Source organism: Burkholderia sp. Tr-862 (assembly GCF_011753085.1).
In the GTDB taxonomy this organism is placed as follows: Bacteria; Pseudomonadota; Gammaproteobacteria; order Burkholderiales; family Burkholderiaceae; genus Burkholderia; species Burkholderia ambifaria.
On record NZ_VWWG01000114.1, the window covers coordinates 1 to 21,269 of the forward strand.

Here is a 21,269-nt window from a genome sequence, read left to right on the forward strand (position 1 = left end):
TGAAGTCGAACGCGAGCCCCTTCGGCGGCACCGGCTTCATGAACCACTTGTCGTACAGCGCATTGATCTCGCCGCTCTTCATCAACTGCACGAGCACGCCGTCGACGAGCGCCTTGAACTGCGGATCGTCCTTGCGCAGCATGAACCCGTACGCTTCCGACGACTGCGGCGTGCCGACGATCGCCCAGTCGGCCGGTTTCGCCGCGAGCTGGCGCACGCCGGCGAGCAGCACATCGTCCATCATGTAGGCGGCCGCGCGGCCCGATTCGAGCGTGAGGCGTCCTTCGCCGTAGTCCTTCGCGCTGATGATCTGCATGTTCATCTTCTTTTCCTCGTTCATCTTGCGCAGCAGGCGTTCGGACGTCGTGCCCTGGTTCGTCACGACCGTCTTGCCGGCGAGATCGGGGAAGTCGCGGATGCCCGAGCTCGTGCGCGTGAGCAGGCGCGTCGTCGCGACGAAGAAGGTGGTCGAGAACGCGACCTGCGCGTGGCGCGCGGCGAGGTTGGTGGTCACCCCGCATTCGAGATCGACGGTGCCGTTCTGCACGAGCGGGATACGGTTCTGCGACGTCACCGGGATGAAGCGCACCTGCAGATCGGGCTTGCCGGTGCGCGCCTTCACGGCGGCGATCACGCGATCGCACAGGTCCTGCGAGAAGCCGATCACCTTGCCGCTCGCGTCGACGTAGGAGAACGGCACCGACGTTTCGCGGTGGCCGATCGAGATCAGGCCGGCCTGCCGGATCTTCTCGAGCGTGCCGGACAGCGGCTCCGCGGCGAGCGACGCGCCGCACGCGAGCGCGCAGGCGGCGACGAGCAGGCTGCGGCTGAAAAGGGCGGTCAACCGGGGCGGGATGGTCATGGCAGGTCTCCGAAGGCGGATGGCGGGAAGGTGTGGATTCGTATGTTGCCAAAAACAAAATAGTTGCAACATATGTTAATTGCGGAGCCTGTCCGGCTACTCCGGCGGGCCGCACCCGACATCAGGGAAACTCCCAAGTCGAAATCATTAAAAACGGGGTTGTCTAGACAAGTTCCGATGGCTACACTGCAATCCATCCCGAACTTGTCTAGACAGGATTGCTCACATGATTACGTTGACCCCCGGCCACCTGACCCTTCCGCAACTGCGCAAGATCGCTCGCGAATCCGTGCAGCTCACGCTCGACCCGGCGAGCTTCGCGAAGATCGACGCCGGCGCGAAGGCCGTCGCCGACATCGCGGCGAAGGGCGAGCCGGCATACGGCATCAACACGGGCTTCGGCCGCCTGGCCAGCACGCACATCCCGCACGACCAGCTCGAACTGCTGCAGAAGAACCTGGTGCTGTCGCATGCGGTCGGCGTGGGCGAGCCGATGGCGCGCTCGTCGGTGCGTCTGCTGATGGCGCTGAAGCTGTCGAGCCTCGGGCGCGGCCACTCGGGCATCCGCCGCGAGGTGATGGACGCGCTGATCACGCTGTTCAACGCCGACGTGCTGCCGCTGATCCCGGTGAAGGGCTCGGTCGGCGCATCGGGCGACCTCGCGCCGCTCGCGCACATGTCGGCCGTACTGCTCGGCGTCGGTGAAGTGTTCATCCGCGGCGAGCGCGCGAGCGCGCTGGACGGTCTGCGCGTCGCGGGCCTCGCGCCGCTGACGCTGCAGGCGAAGGAAGGCCTCGCGCTGCTGAACGGCACGCAGGCCTCGACGGCGCTGGCGCTCGACAACATGTTCTCGATCGAAGACCTGTACCGCACCGCGCTCGTCGCCGGTGCGCTGTCGGTCGACGCGGCGGCCGGCTCGGTGAAGCCGTTCGACGCACGCATTCACGAGCTGCGCGGCCATCGCGGCCAGATCGACGCGGCCGCGGCGTACCGCGACCTGCTCGACGGCTCGCCGATCAACCAGTCGCACCGCGACTGCGACAAGGTGCAGGATCCGTACAGCCTGCGCTGCCAGCCGCAGGTGATGGGCGCGTGTCTGGACCAGATGCGCCACGCGGCCGACGTGCTGCTGATCGAAGCGAACGCCGTGTCGGACAACCCGCTGATCTTCCCGGACACCGGCGAAGTGCTGTCGGGCGGCAACTTCCACGCTGAACCCGTCGCATTCGCGGCCGACAACCTCGCGCTCGCTGCAGCCGAAATCGGTGCGCTGGCCGAACGCCGCATCGCGCTGCTGATCGACGCGACGCTGTCGGGCCTGCCCCCGTTCCTCGTGAAGGACGGCGGCGTGAACTCGGGCTTCATGATCGCCCACGTGACGGCTGCCGCGCTGGCATCGGAAAACAAGACGCTCGCGCACCCGGCATCGGTCGACTCGCTGCCGACCTCGGCGAACCAGGAAGACCACGTGTCGATGGCGACGTTCGCCGCGCGCAAGCTCGCCGACATCGCGGACAACACGAAGTACATCCTCGCGATCGAACTGCTGGCCGCCGCGCAGGGCGTCGACCTGCGCGCGCCGTACCACACGAGCCCGAAGCTCGCGCCGGTGATGGAAACGATCCGCAGCCATGTGGCGCACTACGAGCTCGACCACTACTTCGCACCGGACATCGCGGTGATCGCGAAGCTCGTCAGCGAGCGCGCGTTCGCGAAGGTCGCGCCGTTCTCGTTCGCATCGGAACAGTAAGCCCATGAGCGCGCCGGTCTACCAGGAGATCAAGGATTTCATCCTGGGCCGCATTCACGCCGGCGAGTGGGCGGAGGGCGACCAGGTGCCCTCCGAGAACGAACTGGCCCGCGAGTTCAAGGTCGCGCGCATGACCGTCAACCGCGCGTTGCGCGAGTTGACGGCCGAGCAGGTGCTCACGCGCATGAAGGGCGCGGGCACCTACGTCGCGCGGCCGAAGTACGAGTCGACGCTCGTCGCGATCCGCAGCATTTCGGAAGAGGTCGACGCGCGCGGGCATGCATACCGCGCCAGCGTGCTCGGCCTCGACACGATCCGCGCCGACGAGGCGCTCGCCGACGAGATGCAGATGGCCGTGCGCGCAAAGCTGTTTTATTCGCAGGTGTTGCACTTCGAGAATGACGAACCCGTCCAGCTCGAAGAACGATGGGTGAATCCGGCGGTCGCGCCGGATTATGCCGAGCAGGATTTCACGAACACGACGCCGAACCTGTACCTGATGCGCGCGGCCCCGCTGCAGCGCGTCGAGTACCGGATCGAAGCGGCGGCTCCGGCGCCCGAGCGGCGCGAGCAACTGCGGATGGACGACGTCGAGCCGTGTCTGGTTTTACATCGGCGTACCTGGTCGCAGGGCGTCGTCGCCTCGGTGGCGAATCTGTGGCACCCGGGCAGTCGTTATCGCTTCACCGGGCATTTCTGATTCCAATTGATCTTCACTTTCCTTCGGGAGCAGTTGTCATGAACCATCCGAAACACATCGATCCCCGTCTCGATCCGACGCGCACGATCCGCGCACCGCGCGGCAGCGAGAAGGTCTGCAAGACCTGGCTGGCCGAAGCGGCCTACCGGATGATCCAGAACAACCTGGATCCGGAAGTCGCCGAGCATCCGCACGCGCTCGTCGTGTACGGCGGCATCGGCCGCGCGGCGCGCAACTGGGAATGCTACGACCAGATCCTCGCGTCGCTGAAGGATCTCGAGGACAACGAAACGCTGCTGATCCAGTCGGGCAAGCCGGTCGGCGTGTTCCGCACGCACACGGATGCGCCGCGCGTGCTGCTCGCGAACTCGAACCTCGTGCCGCACTGGGCGAACTGGGATCACTTCCACGAGCTCGACCGCAAGGGCCTGATGATGTACGGCCAGATGACGGCCGGCAGCTGGATCTACATCGGCAGCCAGGGGATCGTGCAGGGCACCTATGAAACGTTCTTCTCGGTCGCGAACCAGCACTTCAACGGCGACCCGTCGGGCCGCTGGATCCTGACGGGCGGCCTGGGCGGCATGGGCGGCGCGCAGCCGCTGGCCGCGACGATGGCAGGTTTCTCGATGATCGCGGTCGAATGCGACGAGACGCGCATCGACTTCCGCCTGAAGACCCGCTACGTCGACAAGAAGGCGACGACGCTCGACGAAGCGCTCGGCATGATCGACGAAGCGAAGCGCGCCGGCAAGCCGGTCTCGATCGGCCTGCTCGGCAACGCGGCCGACGTGTTCGCGGAACTCGTCAAGCGCGGCGTCACGCCGGATTGCGTGACCGACCAGACGAGCGCGCACGACCCGATCAACGGCTACCTGCCGCAAGGCTGGACCGTCGCGCAATGGCGCGAGGCGCAGAAGGTTGATCCGCAAAGCATCGTGAAGGTCGCGAAGCAGTCGATGGCCGAGCAGGTGCGCGCGATGCTGACGCTGCAGGAACGCGGCGCGGCCACGCTCGACTACGGCAACAACATCCGCCAGATGGCGCTGGAAATGGGCGTCGAGAACGCATTCGACTTCCCGGGCTTCGTGCCGGCCTATATCCGCCCGCTGTTCTGCGAAGGCAAGGGTCCGTTCCGCTGGGTCGCGCTGTCGGGCGATCCGGAAGACATCTACAAGACCGACCAGAAGGTGAAGGAGCTGATCCCCGACGACGCGCACCTGCACAACTGGCTCGACATGGCACGTGAGCGCATCGCGTTCCAGGGCCTGCCGGCACGGATCTGCTGGGTCGGCGTGAAGGATCGCTATCGCCTCGGCCAGGCGTTCAACGAGATGGTGAAGAACGGCGAACTGAAGGCGCCGATCGTGATCGGCCGCGACCACCTCGACACCGGTTCGGTCGCGAGCCCGAACCGCGAGACGGAATCGATGAAGGACGGTTCGGACGCCGTGAGCGACTGGCCGCTGCTGAACGCACTTCTGAACACCGCAGGCGGCGCATCGTGGGTGTCGCTGCACCATGGCGGTGGCGTCGGGATGGGCTTCTCGCAGCACTCGGGCGTCGTGATCGTCGCCGACGGTACCGCCGAAGCGCACGAGCGTCTCGGCCGCGTGCTGCTGAACGATCCGGCGACGGGCGTGATGCGCCATGCGGATGCCGGCTACGAACTCGCGCAGCAGACGGCCCGCGAAGCCGGCCTGAAGCTGCCGATGCTCGGCCGCTGAGCATGACGGCGCTCGATCAGGCGCCGGTGCACGCAACACTGGCCGCCGCGATGATCCGCGCAGCGGATCTCGTTGCGTCGCCGTGGAAGAACGGCGGCGGCGTGACGCGCGAAATCGCGGCATTTTCCCCCCGGGGAACGTCCTCCGGGGCGCTGCCGGGCGCCGCGCTCGATGCGTTCGCATGGCGCGTGAGCGTCGCGGACGTCGACGCGGCCGGGCCGTTCTCGCGTTTCGACGGCATCGATCGCACGCTCGTGCTGCTGTCCGGCGCGGGCATGACGCTCACGGAAGCGGGTGGCGCGCGCCATGTGCTCGATGCGCCGCTCGCCCGTGCGGATTTCGCCGGCGAAACGGCGATCGACGCGACGCTGCACGACGGCCCGACACGCGACTTCAACCTGATGACGCGCCGCTCGGCCGCGCGCGGGACCGTCGACGTGTGGCCCGAAGGCACACACCGCGTCGAGCGCGCCGATACCGTGCTGCTGTTCTGCGCGACCGGCGCGGTCGGCGTCGAAATCGACGGCGCGCATTACGCGCTGCAGGAAATGGACACGCTGCGGCTCGACGGGCCGCGGCGTGCGTTTGACGTCGTCGTGAGCGGAGGCGGCGCGCTGCTCGCCGTGTCGCTCGCCGTCGGCGAACGAGACTGAACGCATGAAACCGACTGTCTGGCATCACCTGAGGCTGTGTCCGCACGGCCACCCCGACGAAACCATCGACGACGCGGCGATCGCCGTCGACGAAACCGGCACGATCGTGTGGCTCGGCGCGTTCTCCGCGCTGCCGCACGGTTACGCGCACTGGCAGCGGGAAGACCTGCACGGCGCGTGGGTGACGCCGGGCCTCGTCGACTGCCACACGCACCTCGTGTACGGCGGCACGCGCGCCGACGAGTTCGCCCAGCGCCTCGCCGGCGTCAGCTACGAGGAGATCGCGCGGCAGGGCGGCGGGATCGTGTCGACGGTGCGCGCGACGCGCGCGGCCGACGAGACGACGCTGTTCGTGCAGGCCGCCGCACGTCTGCAGCCGCTGCTCGCGGAAGGCGTGAGCGCGATCGAGATCAAGTCGGGCTACGGTCTCGACCTCGCGAGCGAGCGCAAGATGCTGCGCGTCGCGCGCCAGCTCGGCGAGCGCTTCCCGGTCACCGTCTACACGACGTTCCTCGGCGCGCACGCGCTGCCGCCGGAATATGCGGGCCGCGCGGACGCATACATCGACGAAGTGTGCGAACGGATGCTGCCGACGCTGGCCGACGAAGGCCTCGTCGACGCGGTCGACGTGTTCTGCGAGCGCATCGGCTTTTCGCTCGCGCAGACCGAGCGCGTGTTCGAGGCCGCGACGCGGCGCGGCCTGCCGGTGAAGCTGCATGCGGAGCAGCTGTCGAACGCGGGCGGCACCGCGCTTGCCGCGCGTTATCGCGCGCTGTCCGCCGACCACCTCGAATTTCTCGACGAAGCCGGCATCGAGGCGATGAAGGCGGCTGGCACGGTCGCCGTGCTGTTGCCCGGCGCGTACTACTTCATCCGCGAAACGCAATTGCCGCCGATCGAGCTGCTGCGCAAGCACGGCGTGCCGATCGCGCTCGCGACCGATCACAACCCCGGCACGTCGCCGCTCGAATCGCTGCTGCTGACGCTGAACATGGGCTGCACGCTGTTCCGGATGACGGTGCCCGAAGTGCTGCAGGGCGTGACGCGCCATGCGGCCGCGGCGCTCGGCCGTGCTGATCGGCACGGCGCGCTCGAGATCGGTCGTCAGGCCGATTTCGCGGTCTGGTCGGTCGGCTCGCTGTCGGAGCTCGCTTACTGGATCGGCCGCCCGCTGTGCGAGCAGGTCGTGCGCAACGGTGCGACGGTGTTTCGCCGGATGAACGGCTAGCCTTGCAGGAGACGAGACTCACCATGACCGAAATGACGCTGTTCGCGGACCATGCCTACCTGCCCGACGGCTGGCGCCGCAACGTGCTGCTGCGCTGGGACGCGGCCGGCACGCTGACCGACGTGACGCCCGACACCGATGCGCCGGCAGGCGTCGCGCGCGCGGCCGGGCCCGTGCTGCCCGGCATGCCGAACCTGCATTCGCACGCGTTCCAGCGCGCGATGGCGGGGCTCACCGAATACCGTGCGAATCCTTCCGACAGCTTCTGGAGCTGGCGCGACCTGATGTACCGCTTCGCGTTGAAGATCACGCCCGACGCGCTCGCGGCGATCGCGCGCTGGTTGTACGTCGAGATGCTCAAGTGCGGCTACACGTCGGTGTGCGAATTCCACTACGTGCATCACGCGCAGGACGGCTCGCGCTATCCGCAGCTCGCGGAGCTCGGCACGCGCGTGATCGACGCGGCGCGCTCGGCCGGCATCGGCATCACGATGCTGCCCGTGTCGTACCAGTTCGCCGGCTTCGGCAACAAGCCGCCGCGCGACGACCAGCGCCGCTTCATCAACACGCCGGACGGCCTGCTCGAACTGCTCGACGCGATGCGCCGCGTCGCGCCCGAGCACGGCGGGCTGCGCTACGGCGTCGCGCCGCACTCGCTGCGCGCGGTGTCCGAGAACGGGCTGCGCGTGCTGCTCGAAGGCCTGCCCGACGACGCACCGGTGCATATCCACATCGCCGAGCAGACGGCCGAAGTCGACGATTGCGTGCGTGTCTACGGCGCGCGGCCCGTGCAATGGCTGCTCGATCGCTTCGACGTCAACGCGCGCTGGTGCCTCGTGCACGCGACGCATGTCGATGCGGCCGAAACGGCGGCGCTCGCGAAGCGTCGCGCGGTGGCAGGCCTCTGCCTGACCACCGAAGCGAACCTCGGCGACGGCGTGTTCCCGGCCGTCGACTATCTCGCGCAGGGCGGCGTGATCGGTGTCGGCTCGGACAGCCACGCATCGGTCGACTGGCGCTCGGAGTTGCGCCTGCTCGAATACGGGCAGCGGCTCGTGCATCGCGCGCGCAACGTGCTCGCGAGCGACACGCAGGCGCATGTCGCCGACCGGCTGTTCGACGCATCGCTCGCCGGCGGCGCGCAGGCAAGCGGGCGGCGCATCGGTGCGCTGCGTGAAGGCTGCCGCGCCGACTGGCTCGTGCTCGATCCCGATCATCCCGCGATCGCCGAACACGGCAGCGCGGCCTGGCTGTCGGGCGCGGTGTTCGCCGAGCACGGCGACACGCCGGTGCTCGACGTCTACACCGGCGGCGAACGCGTCGTGAGCGGCCGCCGTCATCGCGACGAAACCGCTGCTTATGCCGACTACCGCGCCGCGCTGGCGCAACTGCTGCGCTGACGCGTGGCGCCCGGCGCACGCCGCGCGCGTGCGCCGGCAGACTTTTACGGTGATGCGACATGACTGAACAACCGGCTGTATTCACGCTGAAGCAGGGCACGCTGCCGCTGCTGATCTCGATCCCGCACGCAGGCACCCACATCCCCGACGACATCGCCGCGACGATGACGCCCGATGCGCGCTTCGTCGACGATTGCGACTGGCATCTCGAGCGGCTGTACGGGTTTGCGGCGACGCTCGGCGCATCGATCCTCGTGCCGTCGCACGCGCGTTACGTCGTCGACCTGAACCGTCCGCCCGACAACGAGAACCTGTACCCAGGGCAGGATACGACCGGGCTCGTGCCGGTCGACACGTTCGACAAGGCGCCGTTGTATCCGCCGAACGCGCTGCCCGGCAACGACGAGATCATGCGCCGCCGCGACCGCTACTGGCGCCCGTATCACGACGCGCTGCAAGGCGAGATCGCGCGCCTGAAGCGCGAGCATGGCCGCGTGCTCGTGTGGGAAGCGCATTCGATCCGCTCGCACGTGCCGCGTTTCTTCGAAGGCCGCCTGCCGGACTTCAACTTCGGCACGTCGAGCGGCGCGAGCGCCGCGCCCGGCCTCGCCGAGGCGCTGGCCGCATGCGTGAATGCGCACGGCGGTTATACGGCGGTCGCGAACGGGCGGTTCAAGGGCGGCTACATCACGCGTCACTACGGCGTGCCCGCCACCGGCGTCGAAGCCGTGCAGCTCGAACTGTCGCAGATCACCTACATGGAAGAGACGCGTCCGTACGCGTACGACGAAGCGCGCGCCGCGCGGGTCGTGCCGCTGCTGCAAACGCTCGTCGAAACCGCGCTCGCGCATCGTTGACTCGTCGGCACGCTGCGTGCGGCGGTGCGGTAATACTTTCCGCACTGGCTTGCCGGCAGGCGGTGCACAAGCCGACGCAGCGCACAAAACGGCATCGATCCGAACGGTCGATGCCGTTTTTTTTTGTCTGATCGATGTCGGGATCGGCACCTTAAAATTTGACGCAATTTTTAGGTGATATAAGCTGAATGTCAGGAAGTCGTCACGCGCGCACCGGCGGCGACGGCGTCGATTGGCGCCGTACCGTGCCGGAATCCGATGCGAGACACCTTGCCTACGTGTCGCCGCACGGCATTGCCGCCTGCGCTTCACCGCGACACGTGTCCTGCCTTCATCAGTCAGTCGAGTACGATCGTGAAAGCCGCCAGCCCTTCGATACGCCGGACCCGAAGTCCGTCGGCGGGCGCGCCGCCTCAGGCCGGGCCGATCCGGCATGCTGATCGCGGCACGCGCGCCGCCCTCATACGCGAGCCTGGTTTCTTCGCTGTGTCCCATCGCGGCCTGCGCCGCTTCAACCTCGTGACCGCGCACGTGTTCAGCGCGGTGCAGCGCGACGGCAGCGCTTCATTGTTACCCTAGTGTCGTTGTCCATTTTCGCATCGGGCCGTACCGTCTGTTGCCGCACCGTGCGCGCGGCATGATTGCGCACGCGCGCATGCCGCGCCACAGCGGGCTTCCATCGTCCTGCGCGTCCGGCCGCGTCGCGCGCTTATCGCGGAGGCGATCATGCGAGCGCGCCCGATCGTAGCCGTCACCGCCGACCGCATCCTGCGCGGCGCCCATCCGAACCACACGGCCGGCGAGAAGTATCTCGTCGCGCTGGTCGACGGCGCCGGCGCGCTGGCGTTCGTGCTGCCCGCGCTGGGTGCGCGGCAGCCGGTCGACGCGATCGTTGCGTCCGTCGACGGGCTGCTGCTGACCGGCAGCTATTCGAACGTCGAGCCGCACCATTACGGCGGCCCGGCGAGTACGCCCGACACGCTGCACGACCCCGCGCGCGATGCGACCGCGCTGCCGCTGATCCGTGCGGCGATCGATGCCGGCGTGCCGGTGCTCGCGATCTGCCGCGGCATGCAGGAGCTGAACGTCGCGTACGGCGGCACGCTGCATCAGCGGTTGCATGCGAGCCCCAGCTTCCATGACCATCGCGAGCGCGACGGCGATCCGCTCGAGCGACAGTACGGCCCCGCCCATCGCGTCCAGCTTTCGCCGGGCGGCCTGCTGCAACGGATCGCGCGCGGCGCGCACGACGCGATGGTCAATTCGCTGCACGACCAGGGCGTCGCGCGGCTCGGCGCGGGGCTCGCGGTCGAAGCGAGCGCGCCCGACGGGCTGATCGAGGCCGTCAGCGTGCGCGGCGCGCGCGCGTTCGCGCTCGGCGTGCAGTGGCATCCCGAATGGCGTTTCGCGGAACAGCCGCTGTCGCGCGACATCTTCGTGGCATTCGGCGCGGCGTGCCGCGCGCGCATGACACACCGCATTCATGCGGCAGGCGGCACCATGCCGTCGCCGGCTGCATCCGACATCGACTGAACGAGGCCGATCATGCAACCCGAACTGAGCGAATTCCTGCGTCAGCACCGCATCACCGAAGTCGAGGCGATCATTCCCGACATGGCCGGCATCGCGCGCGGCAAGATCATTCCGCGCAACAAATTCGAATCCGGCGAATCGATGCGCCTGCCTCAGGCCGTGATGGTGCAGACCGTCACCGGCGACTATCCGGAGGACGGCACGCTGACCGGCGTGACCGATCCCGACATGGTGTGCGTGCCCGATCCATCGACGATCTGCCTGGTTCCGTGGGCCGTCGATCCGACCGCGCAGGTGATCCACGATTGCGTGCATTTCGATGGCTCGCCGGTCGAGATCTCGCCGCGCTACGTGTTGCGCCGCGTGCTTGACCTGTACAAGGCGAAGGGCTGGAATCCCGTCGTCGCGCCCGAGCTCGAGTTCTACCTGGTCGACATGAACGCGGATCCCGACCTGCCGCTGCGTCCGCCGATCGGGCGCACCGGCCGCGCGGAAACCGGCCGGCAGTCGTATTCGATCGAGGCCGTCAACGAGTTCGATCCGTTGTTCGAGGACATCTACGAGTACTGCGAGATGCAGGGGCTCGACATCGAGACGCTGATCCACGAAGTCGGCGCCGCGCAGATGGAGATCAACTTCGTGCACGGCGACGCGCTGTCGCTGGCCGACCAGGTGTTCCTGTTCAAGCGCACGGTGCGCGAAGCGGCGCTGCGGCACAACATGTACGCGACGTTCATGGCCAAGCCGATGGAAGGCGAGCCGGGCTCCGCGATGCACATCCACCAGAGCCTCGCCGATGTGCACACCGGTCGCAACCTGTTCGCCGAAGAAGACGGGGTCGTGTCGCCGATGTTCCACAGCTATCTCGCGGGGCTGCAGAAATACACGCCCGCGCTGATGCCGATCTTCGCGCCGTACATCAACTCGTATCGCCGGCTGTCGCGTTTCATGGCCGCGCCGATCAACGTGCAGTGGGGCTACGACAACCGCACGGTCGGCTTCCGCATCCCGCAGTCGACGCCGGTCGCGCGGCGCATCGAGAACCGGATTCCGGGCGTCGACTGCAACCCGTACCTCGCGTTCGCGGCAACGCTCGCGGCCGGCTATCTCGGCCTCACGCAGCAGCTCGCGCCGACCGAGCCGATCGCGTCCGACGGTTACGACCTGCCGTACCAGCTGCCGCGCAATCTCGAGGAGGGCATCTCGCTGATGGCCGCGTGCACGCCGCTCGCCGGCATTCTCGGCGACAAGTTCGTGAAGGCGTACCTGGCGCTGAAGGAAACCGAATACGAAGCGTTCTTCCGCGTGATCAGCTCGTGGGAACGCCGCCATCTGCTGCTGCACGTGTGAGCGTGCGGCGCTGTTTTACGGAGGAAACATGACCGATCGAAACGAAGCCTTCCCGCTGCACTCGACCGCCGAATACCGCGCGCTCGACGCCGCGCACCATATTCACCCGTTCTCGGACATGGGCGCGCTCAATCGCGCGGGCAGCCGCGTGATCGTGAAGGCCGACGGCGTCTACCTGTGGGACTCCGACGGCAACAAGGTGATCGACGGGATGGCCGGCCTCTGGTGCGTGAACGTCGGCTACGGCCGCAAGGAGCTCGCCGACGCCGCGTATCGCCAGCTGCAGGAACTGCCGTTCTACAACACGTTCTTCAAGACCACGCACCCGCCGGTGATCGAACTGTCGGCGCTGCTCGCCGAAGTCACGCCCGCCGGCTTCAACCACTTCTTCTATTGCAACAGCGGCTCGGAAGGCAACGACACTGTGCTGCGCGTCGTGCACCAGTACTGGCGCGTGCAGGGCCAGCCGCAGAAGAAGTTCGTGATTTCGCGCAAGAACGGCTACCACGGCTCGACGATCGCGGGCGGCACGCTCGGCGGGATGGGCTACATGCACGAGCAGATGCCGTCGAAGGTCGAGCACATCGTGCACATCGACCAGCCGTATTTCTTCGGCGAAGCGCAAGCCGGCGAGACGCCCGAGGCGTTCGGCCTGGCGCGCGCGCAGCAGCTCGAGGCGAAGATCCTCGAACTCGGCGCGGAGAACGTCGCGGCGTTCATCGGCGAGCCGTTCCAGGGCGCGGGCGGCGTGATCTTCCCGCCGTCGACGTACTGGCCGGAAATCCAGCGGATCTGCCGCAAGTACGACATCCTGCTCGTGGCCGACGAAGTGATCGGCGGTTTCGGGCGCACCGGCGAATGGTTCGCGCACCAGCACTTCGGCTTCGAGCCGGATCTGATCACGATGGCCAAGGGCCTGACGTCGGGTTATGTGCCGATGGGTGCGGTAGGCATTCACGAGCGCATCGCGCGGCCGATCATCGATAACGGCGAATTCAATCACGGCCTCACGTACTCGGGTCACCCGGTGGCGGCGGCCGTCGCGGTCGCGAACCTGAAGCTGCTGCGCGACGAAGGGATCGTCGAGCGGGTGAAGCGCGACATCGGGCCGTATTTCCAGCGCCGACTGCGGGAAGCCCTCGGCGATCATCCGATCGTCGGCGAGATCGCGGGAGCGGGGCTGGTCGCGGGCGTTCAACTGGCGCGCGACCGGAGCCGGCGCGAGCGATTCGGCGCCGATGTCGATATCGGCACGATCTGCCGCGACTTCTGCTTCAACGGCAACCTGATCATGCGCGCGACCGGCGACCGGATGCTGCTGTCGCCGCCGCTCGTGATCCGGGAGGCGGAAGTCGACGAGATCGTCGACAAGGCGCGGCGTGCGTTCGACGCGACGGCGGAGCGGGTAGGGCGAGGGAAGTGAACCGTCGCGGCGCGTCGATGACGTGCCATCGAAGCGCCGTCTCTTGAACGGGGTGGGCGAACCCGAAGCATTCGGCAAGGAGGAGGGGCGCAGAAAAGCGACCGCAAAACGAAAAGGGCCTGCGTCGTGAGACGCAGGCCCTTGAATTCTTTGGTGGGCGGTACTGGGATCGAACCAGTGACCCCTGCCGTGTGAAGGCAGTGCTCTACCGCTGAGCTAACCGCCCAAAGAAGCTGAAATTATGTCAGAGCTTTTGGGGTTCGTAAAGCCCTTTCTTCAAATATTTTTCAGGTTCGTGCAGCAGTCCATCAGCCAGCCGTCGACTGCTCGACGAGATCGAGGATCGAGCCGTCGCGCTTGAGCGTCGCGAGCACGATGCTCGAATTGATCGACATCACGCCCGCCGCGCGGTGCAGCCGGTTGATCACGAAGTCCGAGTAGTGGTCGAGGTCGCGCGCCCGCACCGTCAGCACGTAGTTCGAGCCGCCCGTCACGATCTGCGCGGCGATCACTTCCGGCCACGCCTGGATCGCCTCCACGAACCGGTCGTGCCACTCGGGCACGTCCGGCCGCATCGACACATGCACCAGCGCCTCGAACGCGACGCCGACCTTCTTCGGCTCGATCGTGCAGCGATACCCCGCAATGGCGCCGCGTTCCTCGAGCAGCTTCACGCGCCGCAGGCACGCCGACGGCGACAGCGCGACCGCGTTCGCGAGGTCCTGATTGCTGATGCGTCCGTCCCGCTCGAGGTGCCGGAGGATCCGCATGTCGGTTCGATCCAGAGTCATTTCGCAGAATCCCGTGAATTTTGAGACAGCAGACGCAGACTCTACTGCAATCGACGCGATTCGTCATCGAAAAGTGAAGCTCATTCTATTTCGTCCTCGATAACATGCGCCCCATGCCTCGACCGCACGGCCTGACGCGCTGTCACGCCGCCGGCCGTATTGCCGCCTTCAACTCCTACCGTCTTTCCGCCATGTACGAACATGTTCCCGCCTATCCGGGCGACCCGATCCTGTCGCTGTTCCAGGCGTTCCAGCAGGATGCGCATCCGCACAAGGTCAACCTCAGCATCGGCCTCTACTACGACGACGCGGGCCGCATCCCGGTGCTGGAGAGCACACGTCTCGCGGCCGAGCGCCTGCGCGAAGCCGGCGCGCCGCACACGTATCTGCCGATGGAAGGGCTCGCCGCGTACCGGCAGGGCGTGCAGCGCCTCGTGTTCGGCGCCGGCTGCGCGGCGCTCGCGCAAGGGCGCATCGCGACCCTGCAGACGCTCGGCGGCTCGGGCGCGCTGCGGCTCGGCGCCGAGTTCGTGAAGCGCTATTTCCCCGACAGCGCGATCTGGATCAGCGATCCGACGTGGGACAACCATCGCGTGATCTTCTCGGCGGCCGGCCTCGACGTGCACGCGTATCCGTACTACGACGAAGCGCGCAACGATCTTCGCGTCGACGCGATGCTCGCGGCGCTCGATGCGCTGCCCGCGCGCAGCATCGTGCTGCTGCAGCCGTGCTGTCACAACCCGACGGGCCTCGACCTCGGCCGCGACGCGTGGCGCGCGGTGATCGACGTGCTCGCGCGCCGCGGGCTGATTCCCTTCCTCGACATGGCGTACCAGGGCTTCGGCGACGGGCTCGACGACGACGCGTGGGCCGTGCGCGCGATCGTCGAAGCGGGGCTGCCGGCGATCGTCAGCAACTCGTTGTCGAAGAATTTCTCGCTGTACGGCGAGCGCGTCGGCGGGCTGTCGATCGTCTGCGCGAGCGCGGGCGAAGCGGCGACGGTGCTGAGCCAGTTGCAAGCCGGCGTGCGCCGCACCTATTCGAGTCCGCCACTGTTCGGCGCGCAACTCGTGTCGACCGTGCTGAACGACGACGCGCTGCGCGCGCGTTGGGAAGACGAGGTCGCACAGGTGCGTGCTCGCATTAAGCGCATGCGCGGCGCGCTGAAGGCGCGGCTTGACACGCGCCTGCCGGCGCCCGCGTTCGATGCACTCGTCACGCAGCGCGGGATGTTCAGCTATACGGGCATCGCCGCGGCCGACGTGGACCGGCTGTGTGCGTCGCACGGCGTCTACCTGCTGCGCTCGGGCCGCATGTGCATCGCCGGCCTGAACGACGCGAACCTCGACCATGTCGCGAACGCGATCGCCGACGTGCTCGGCGGCAAGTCGCGCCAGGCCGCCTGAGCGGCCGATCCCGAACCGAAGGAGGACACGATGGCAGACACGATCCCGATCGACTTGCCGCAGTTGGCCCAGCCGTTCTCGTGGGCGACCCGCGCGGGTGGGCTGATGTTTACCGGCCACGGGCCGGTCGATGCATCCGGCGCGATCGTCGGCGACACGATGACCGCGCAGGCGCGCATCACGCTCGGCAATCTCGCGAAGGCCGTCGCGGCGGCCGGCGCGACGATGGACGACGTCGCGCAGGTACTCGTCTATCTGTCCGACGTGAAGGCGATGCCGGAATTCGACGCCGAATACCGGCGCCACTTTCGCGAACCGTATCCGAACCGCACATGCGTGGGCGTGCAGGGCTTCGCGCATCCGGCGATGCGCGTCGAACTCGTCGCGTACGTCGCGCTGCCGGCGGCGCGCGACTAGCACCACGCCGCGTGGCGCGGCTTGCAATACCCGTAATCACCCGCAAACCCCGAGAAGCACAACAAGGATAAAGACAAGGATGGAGACGAACGTGACGAGAATGATTCGATTCGTAGTACCGACGATGGCGGGCCTGCTCGCTGCGAGCGGTGCGATGGCGCAGGGCAGCGTGACGCTGTACGGCATCGTCGACCAGAGCATCCGCTACACGACGCATGCGAATGCGTCGAACGACGCGAGCGTGCAGATGACCAACGGCGCGATCACCAACAGCCGCTGGGGCCTGAAGGGCAGCGAAGCGCTCGGCGGCGGCTTGAAGGCGATCTTCCAGCTCGAGAGCGGCTTCGAGCCGCAGAACGGGCAGCTCGACGGCGCACTGTTCGGCCGCTACGCGTATATCGGCCTCGCGAGCGCTTGGGGCACCGTGAAGCTCGGCCGGCAGGCGACCGAGGCGTTCAACCTGTTCGGCGATCTCGATCCGCTGACGGTCGGCAACTACACGGCCAACATGTGGCCGTACTTCCTCACGCAGGGCCGCGCAAGCAACACCGTCAGCTACGACGGCACGTTCGGCGGGCTGGACGTCGGCGCGAGCTACGGTTTCGGCGGCGTCGCGGGCAGCCTCGGCGCGAATGCGTACTGGGGCACGCACGTGTCGTACACGCTCGGCGGACTGATGGTCGGCGCGACCTACCAGCAGGTGCGTGACCTGAACAGCCGTGCACAGCAGGCCTGGGGCGCGGGCGCACGCTACGCGTTCGGTGCGGCGACGCTGTACGCCGGCTATCTCGGCGGCATCGACCGCACGGGCATGCTCGACCGGCAGCTGCTGAACGCGCCGGGCCGCGACGTGACCTACGGTTCGTTCGCCGACAACCCGCGCCGCGACGCGATCTTCTACACCGGCGTGAGCGTGAAGGTCACGCCGGCGGTATCGGTGACGGGCGTCGGTTACTACGACGACATCCGCAACGTCAACGGCGTGGCAGGTAACGGCGGCAAGCGCTATACAGGCGTGCTCGAGGCCGAGTACGCGCTGTCGAAGGCGACGCAGGTCTACGCGACGCTCGACTACAACCGGGTGACGGGTGGAGCGTTCACCGAAATGCCCGGACGCGGCAACCAGACGGGCATCGCGGCCGGCCTGCGCCACCTGTTCTGAGCATGCGGCGCGCGGTGGCCGGTGCGGTCCGGCACCGGCCCGTGCGCCGTCGACGTTTCGACCGGACTGACGCTTTAGAACGAGGTCATTCGATGCAACCAGAAGGGCAATTCCAGCACATCGCGGCGCGCGAGCACGGTCTGCGCCGCACGCTTTCCGCACGGCAGATGGCGATGATCGCGATCGGCGGTGCGATCGGCACCGGTCTGTTTCTCGGCAGCGGGTTCGCGATCGGCTTCGCGGGCCCGAGCGTGCTCATCAGCTACGCGATCGGCGCGTTCATCTCGCTGTTGCTGATGGGCTGTCTCGCGGAGATGACGGTCGCGCACCCGACCTCCGGGTCGTTCGGCGCCTACGCCGAACATTACGTGAGCCCATGGGCCGGGTTTCTCGTGCGCTATGCGTACTGGGCGTGCATCGTGCTCGCGGTCGGCACCGAAGTCACCGCGATCGCGCTGTACATGAAGTACTGGTTCCCGGGCGTGCCGGGCTGGCTGTGGATCGTCGGCTTCTCGGCGCTGCTCGTGTTCGTCAACGCGCGTAGCGTCGACGTGTTCGGTGCGGTCGAATACGGTTTCTCGGTCGTGAAGATCGCGGCGATCGTCGGCTTCATCGTGCTCGGCGCGTATGTCGTCTTCGGCAATCCGGCGCTGGTCGGCGACGGCGCGGCGCGCGCGGGTTTCCATCATTACACCGATCACGGCGGCTTCTTTCCGAAGGGCATGTGGGGGATGTGGGTCGCGGTGATCGTGTCGATCTTCAGCTACCTGAGCATCGAGATGATCGCGGTCGCCGCGGGCGAGGCGGAAGATCCCGAGCGCGCGGTGACGAGCGCGTTCCGCTCGACGATCGTGCGGCTCGTGCTGTTCTACCTCGTCACGCTCGCGCTGATGCTCGCGATCGTGCCGTGGACGGCGGCGGGGCGCGACGAGAGCCCGTTCGTGAAGGTGATGGAGGCGATCCACCTGCCGGGCGCGGCCGGGCTGATCAACTTCGTGGTGCTGATCGCCGCGTTGTCCGCGATGAACAGCCAGCTCTACATCACGACGCGGATGATGTTCAGCCTGTCGCGCGCGGGCCATGCGCCGAAGGCGCTCGGCGAGGTGAACGCGCGCGGCGTGCCGTTCGGCGCGCTGATGCTGTCGACGCTCGGCATCGCGCTCGCGACGGTCCTGAGCGTGCTGTATCCGGATGCATCGTTCACGATCATGATGTCGGTGTCGATGTTCGGCGCGCTGTTCACGTGGATGATGATCTTCATCACGCACTACTGCTTCCGGCGGCGTCGCGCGGCGCTCGGCCTGCCGGCGCCCGCGTTCCGGATGCGCGGCTTTCCGCTGCTGACGCTGCTCGGCGCGGCGCTGATGCTCGCGGTGATGGTGACGACCTACTTCACCGCCGAATTCCACATGACGCTGATCTTCGGCATTCCGTTCCTGGTCGCGCTGTCGGTCGTGTACGCGGTGTGGTACCGGCGCGCGCAGCCGGTGCTGCAGCCGGACGCGAAGTAGCGGCGCCTGCTCAGCCCGCGAGCGCGGGCAGCGCGTCGATCGACGCGCGCACGTAGTCGGCGAAGCGCAGCGCGACCGGCTCGGCGGTGCCGCTGCGCTTCAGTTCCAGCGTGCGCGATTCGAGCGACGCATCCTTCAGCGGCCGGAACGCGAGCCGGTCGCTCTTCACCTGCTGCAGCACGCGCGGCACCAGCGCGACGCCCATCCCGAACTCGATCATCGACAGGATCGTCTGCCACAGCCGCGCCTCGTGACGGATCAGCGGGCTGAAGCCCGCGTTCACGCATTGCGCGATGATCAGGTCGTGATAGTGCGGCGCCGCGTCGCGCGGAAACAGGATGAACGGTTCCGCGGCCAGCGCGGCGAGCGCGACCTGCCGGCGCCGCGCGAGCGGATGCGTGGCCGGCAGGCAGCACACGAACGGTTCCGCGTAGACGGGCGTCGATTCGACCTCGGGCGGGCAGTGGCCCCAGTGCGCGTAACCGAGATCGATCTGGCCGCGCTGGACGGCCTGCACCTGCGCGTGCGTGTTCATCTCGCTCAGCACGATCTCCACGCCCGGATAGTCGGCCTCGAAGCGCTGCACCGCATCGGGCAGCCCGCGATACAGCATCGAATGGACGAAGCCGATCCGCAGCCGACCCGCGAGACCGGACGCCGAGCGCACCGTGAGACGCTCGGCCTCGCTCGCCTGCAGCAGCAGCCGGCGCGCTTCGCCGAGCAGCACCGCGCCCGCGTTGGTCAGCGCGACCGTCTTGTTGGTGCGTGAAAAGAGCTGCACGCCGAGCGCTTCCTCGAACTTGCGGATGTCGAAGCTCAGCGCCGGCTGCGAGATGAACAGGCGCTTCGCCGCGCGCCCGAAATGCAGTTCCTCGGCGACCGCCACGAAGTAGCGCAACTGCCGCAGTTCCATGTTGTCTCCTCCCGGCTCCGGCATCGATAAGTGCCGTCTATCGTACCGGACAAATCCTGTATTGGACGCTTATCGATCACGCGCCTAGGCTCTGCGTAACGCTTGGCATCGGCCGCCGCGCCGCCACGAGGCGGGCGCCCGCCGGTAGCCGGGCCACCATGGAGACGCATGCATGAACGACACCGCTCGCACGCCGGACGCCGGCGCATCCGGCAACATCCCCGACAGCCGGGGCATCAATTTCTTCACGGCCGATCGCGATCTCGGCGCGTTGCTGAAGCTGCATCTCGGCGCCGCCCAATACGCACGACTCGAACCGCAACTGCATGCACTCGGCGCGCGCGTGTCGGGCGAGCTCGACGAATGGGCGTCGCGCGCGGACAAGCATCCGCCCGTGCTCGAACATCGCAACCGGCGCGGCGAGGCCGTGCAGCGGATCGACAAGGACCCCGCGTATGTCGCGCTCGAACGCGTCGCGTATTCGGAACTCGGGCTCGCGGCGCTGAGCCACCAGCCCGACGCGGTGGCGCCGCTCGTCAAGTACGCGCTGACGTTCCTGTTCGTGCAGGCGGAATTCGGGCTGTGCTGCCCGGTCAGCATGACCGACTCGCTCACGCGCACGCTGCGCCGTTTCGGCGAACCGGCGCTCGTCGAGCACTACCTGCCGATGCTCGCGTCACGCGATTTCGACACGCTGTTCCAGGGCGCGATGTTCATGACCGAGCAGGCGGCCGGCTCCGACGTGGGCCGCATCGCGACGCGCGCGGTGCGCGAAACGCACGCGCCGGGCGAAGCGGCGTGGCGCCTGTACGGCGACAAGTGGTTCTGCTCGAACGCCGACGCCGATCTGGCGATGGTGCTCGCGCGGCCCGACGGCGCGCCGGACGGCATCAAGGGGCTCGCGCTGTTCCTGCTGCCGAAGACGCTGCCGGACGGCACGCGCAACCGCTACCGGATCGTGCGGCTGAAGGACAAGCTCGGCAGCCGTTCGATGGCGAGCGGCGAGATCGCGCTCGAAGGCGCGCAGGCCTACCTGATCGGCGAGATAGGCCGCGGTTTTCACCAGATGGCCGACATGATCAACATGTCGCGGCTGTCGAACGGCGTGCGCGCGGCCGGGCTGATGCGGCGCGCGCTGAACGAGTCGCTGCACGTGGCCGCGCACCGCACGGCGTTCGGCCGGACGCTGATCGAGATGCCGCTGATGCAGCGCCAGTTGATGAAGATGCTGCTGCCCGCCGAGGCCGCGCGTGCGCTGTTCATGCAGATCGCGCTGCTGCTGCCGCAGGCGGATGCGGGCGACGAGCAGGCCGCGCGCTGCGTGCGCATCCTGACGCCGCTGATCAAGTTCCGCGCGTGCCGCGATGCGCGCCGCGTGACGGGCGACGCGATGGAGGTGCGCGGCGGTACCGGCTACATCGAGGAATGGAGCGATGCGCGCATCGTGCGCGACGCGCATCTCGGCTCGATCTGGGAAGGCACCAGCAACATCGTCGCGCTCGACGTCGCGCGCGCCGCGCAGCGCGAGCAGGCGCTGGACGCGCTGCGCACGTTCCTCGGCGATCGGCTCGGCGCGGCGCCGCTGC

At 67.7% G+C, this 21,269-nt stretch carries 18 protein-coding genes and 1 tRNA gene; 15 read left to right on the forward strand and 4 right to left on the reverse strand.

The annotated features are described in order from the left end of the window. Positions 1–862 (reverse strand): transporter substrate-binding domain-containing protein (locus F3J14_RS24595; protein ID WP_166725201.1); only part of this gene is annotated, 862 nt, incomplete at its 3' end. A gap of 226 nt (positions 863–1,088) precedes the next feature. On the opposite strand from F3J14_RS24595, the gene hutH reads away from it, so the two are divergent. The 10 genes from hutH to F3J14_RS24650 all read left to right on the forward strand — a co-directional run bounded on the left by hutH (position 1,089) and on the right by F3J14_RS24650 (position 13,483). Next, positions 1,089–2,612, forward strand: a complete 1,524-nt coding sequence (gene hutH / locus F3J14_RS24600; RefSeq protein WP_166725202.1) for a histidine ammonia-lyase — start codon at positions 1,089–1,091, stop codon at positions 2,610–2,612. Positions 2,613–2,616: 4 nt separating this feature from the next. Continuing rightward, positions 2,617–3,312 carry a histidine utilization repressor gene (hutC, locus tag F3J14_RS24605; protein WP_006754586.1) on the forward strand — a complete coding sequence of 232 codons (696 nt, stop codon included), beginning with the start codon at positions 2,617–2,619 and terminating at the stop codon, positions 3,310–3,312. A gap of 38 nt (positions 3,313–3,350) precedes the next feature. Beyond that, positions 3,351–5,039 carry a urocanate hydratase gene (gene hutU, locus F3J14_RS24610; protein WP_166725203.1) on the forward strand — a complete coding sequence of 563 codons (1,689 nt, stop codon included), beginning with the start codon at positions 3,351–3,353 and terminating at the stop codon, positions 5,037–5,039. Positions 5,040–5,041: 2 nt separating this feature from the next. Continuing rightward, on the forward strand, positions 5,042–5,692 hold the full coding sequence (locus F3J14_RS24615; protein WP_166725204.1) for a HutD family protein: 651 nt from the start codon (positions 5,042–5,044) through the stop codon (positions 5,690–5,692). A 4-nt stretch (positions 5,693–5,696) separates the two neighbouring features. Then, the gene (gene hutI / locus F3J14_RS24620; RefSeq protein WP_166725205.1) at positions 5,697–6,920 is read left to right on the forward strand and encodes an imidazolonepropionase; all 1,224 of its coding nucleotides are present in this window, start codon (positions 5,697–5,699) and stop codon (positions 6,918–6,920) included. 23 nt (positions 6,921–6,943) lie between these two features. Next, a complete protein-coding gene (locus tag F3J14_RS24625) occupies positions 6,944–8,320 on the forward strand; it encodes a formimidoylglutamate deiminase (protein ID WP_166725206.1) in 1,377 nt (458 codons plus the stop codon). Positions 8,321–8,379: 59 nt separating this feature from the next. Next, positions 8,380–9,177, forward strand: a complete 798-nt coding sequence (hutG, locus tag F3J14_RS24630; protein ID WP_165751701.1) for an N-formylglutamate deformylase — start codon at positions 8,380–8,382, stop codon at positions 9,175–9,177. Between the two features lie 726 nt (positions 9,178–9,903). Next, a complete protein-coding gene (locus tag F3J14_RS24640; RefSeq protein ID WP_166725207.1) occupies positions 9,904–10,710 on the forward strand; it encodes a gamma-glutamyl-gamma-aminobutyrate hydrolase family protein in 807 nt (268 codons plus the stop codon). Positions 10,711–10,722: 12 nt separating this feature from the next. Next, positions 10,723–12,060, forward strand: a complete 1,338-nt coding sequence (locus tag F3J14_RS24645) for a glutamine synthetase family protein (RefSeq protein WP_165751698.1) — start codon at positions 10,723–10,725, stop codon at positions 12,058–12,060. A 28-nt stretch (positions 12,061–12,088) separates the two neighbouring features. Next, positions 12,089–13,483: an aspartate aminotransferase family protein gene (locus F3J14_RS24650; protein ID WP_166725208.1), complete on the forward strand. Its 1,395-nt coding sequence runs from the start codon at positions 12,089–12,091 to the stop codon at positions 13,481–13,483. A gap of 151 nt (positions 13,484–13,634) precedes the next feature. Here F3J14_RS24650 and F3J14_RS24655 read toward each other — a convergent pair. Together F3J14_RS24655 and F3J14_RS24660 are read right to left on the reverse strand one after the other, a co-directional pair. Beyond that, positions 13,635–13,709, reverse strand: a tRNA-Val gene (locus F3J14_RS24655). Between the two features lie 82 nt (positions 13,710–13,791). After that, the gene (locus tag F3J14_RS24660; RefSeq protein ID WP_166725209.1) at positions 13,792–14,274 is read right to left on the reverse strand and encodes an Lrp/AsnC family transcriptional regulator; all 483 of its coding nucleotides are present in this window, start codon (positions 14,272–14,274) and stop codon (positions 13,792–13,794) included. Between the two features lie 191 nt (positions 14,275–14,465). On the opposite strand from F3J14_RS24660, the gene F3J14_RS24665 reads away from it, so the two are divergent. The 4 genes from F3J14_RS24665 to F3J14_RS24680 all read left to right on the forward strand — a co-directional run bounded on the left by F3J14_RS24665 (position 14,466) and on the right by F3J14_RS24680 (position 18,770). Continuing rightward, the gene (locus tag F3J14_RS24665; RefSeq protein WP_166725210.1) at positions 14,466–15,680 is read left to right on the forward strand and encodes an amino acid aminotransferase; all 1,215 of its coding nucleotides are present in this window, start codon (positions 14,466–14,468) and stop codon (positions 15,678–15,680) included. Between the two features lie 30 nt (positions 15,681–15,710). Next, on the forward strand, positions 15,711–16,097 hold the full coding sequence (locus F3J14_RS24670; RefSeq protein WP_166725211.1) for a RidA family protein: 387 nt from the start codon (positions 15,711–15,713) through the stop codon (positions 16,095–16,097). 100 nt (positions 16,098–16,197) lie between these two features. Beyond that, positions 16,198–17,259, forward strand: a complete 1,062-nt coding sequence (locus F3J14_RS24675) for a porin (protein ID WP_211080388.1) — start codon at positions 16,198–16,200, stop codon at positions 17,257–17,259. A gap of 92 nt (positions 17,260–17,351) precedes the next feature. Next, positions 17,352–18,770 carry an amino acid permease gene (locus tag F3J14_RS24680; protein WP_166725213.1) on the forward strand — a complete coding sequence of 473 codons (1,419 nt, stop codon included), beginning with the start codon at positions 17,352–17,354 and terminating at the stop codon, positions 18,768–18,770. A 10-nt stretch (positions 18,771–18,780) separates the two neighbouring features. Here F3J14_RS24680 and F3J14_RS24685 read toward each other — a convergent pair whose 3' ends face one another. Further along, positions 18,781–19,683, reverse strand: coding sequence for a LysR family transcriptional regulator (locus tag F3J14_RS24685; protein WP_166725214.1), 903 nt, complete (start codon positions 19,681–19,683; stop codon positions 18,781–18,783). A 172-nt stretch (positions 19,684–19,855) separates the two neighbouring features. On the opposite strand from F3J14_RS24685, the gene F3J14_RS24690 reads away from it, so the two are divergent. After that, positions 19,856–21,269 (forward strand): acyl-CoA dehydrogenase family protein (locus F3J14_RS24690; RefSeq protein WP_166725215.1); only part of this gene is annotated, 1,414 nt, incomplete at its 3' end.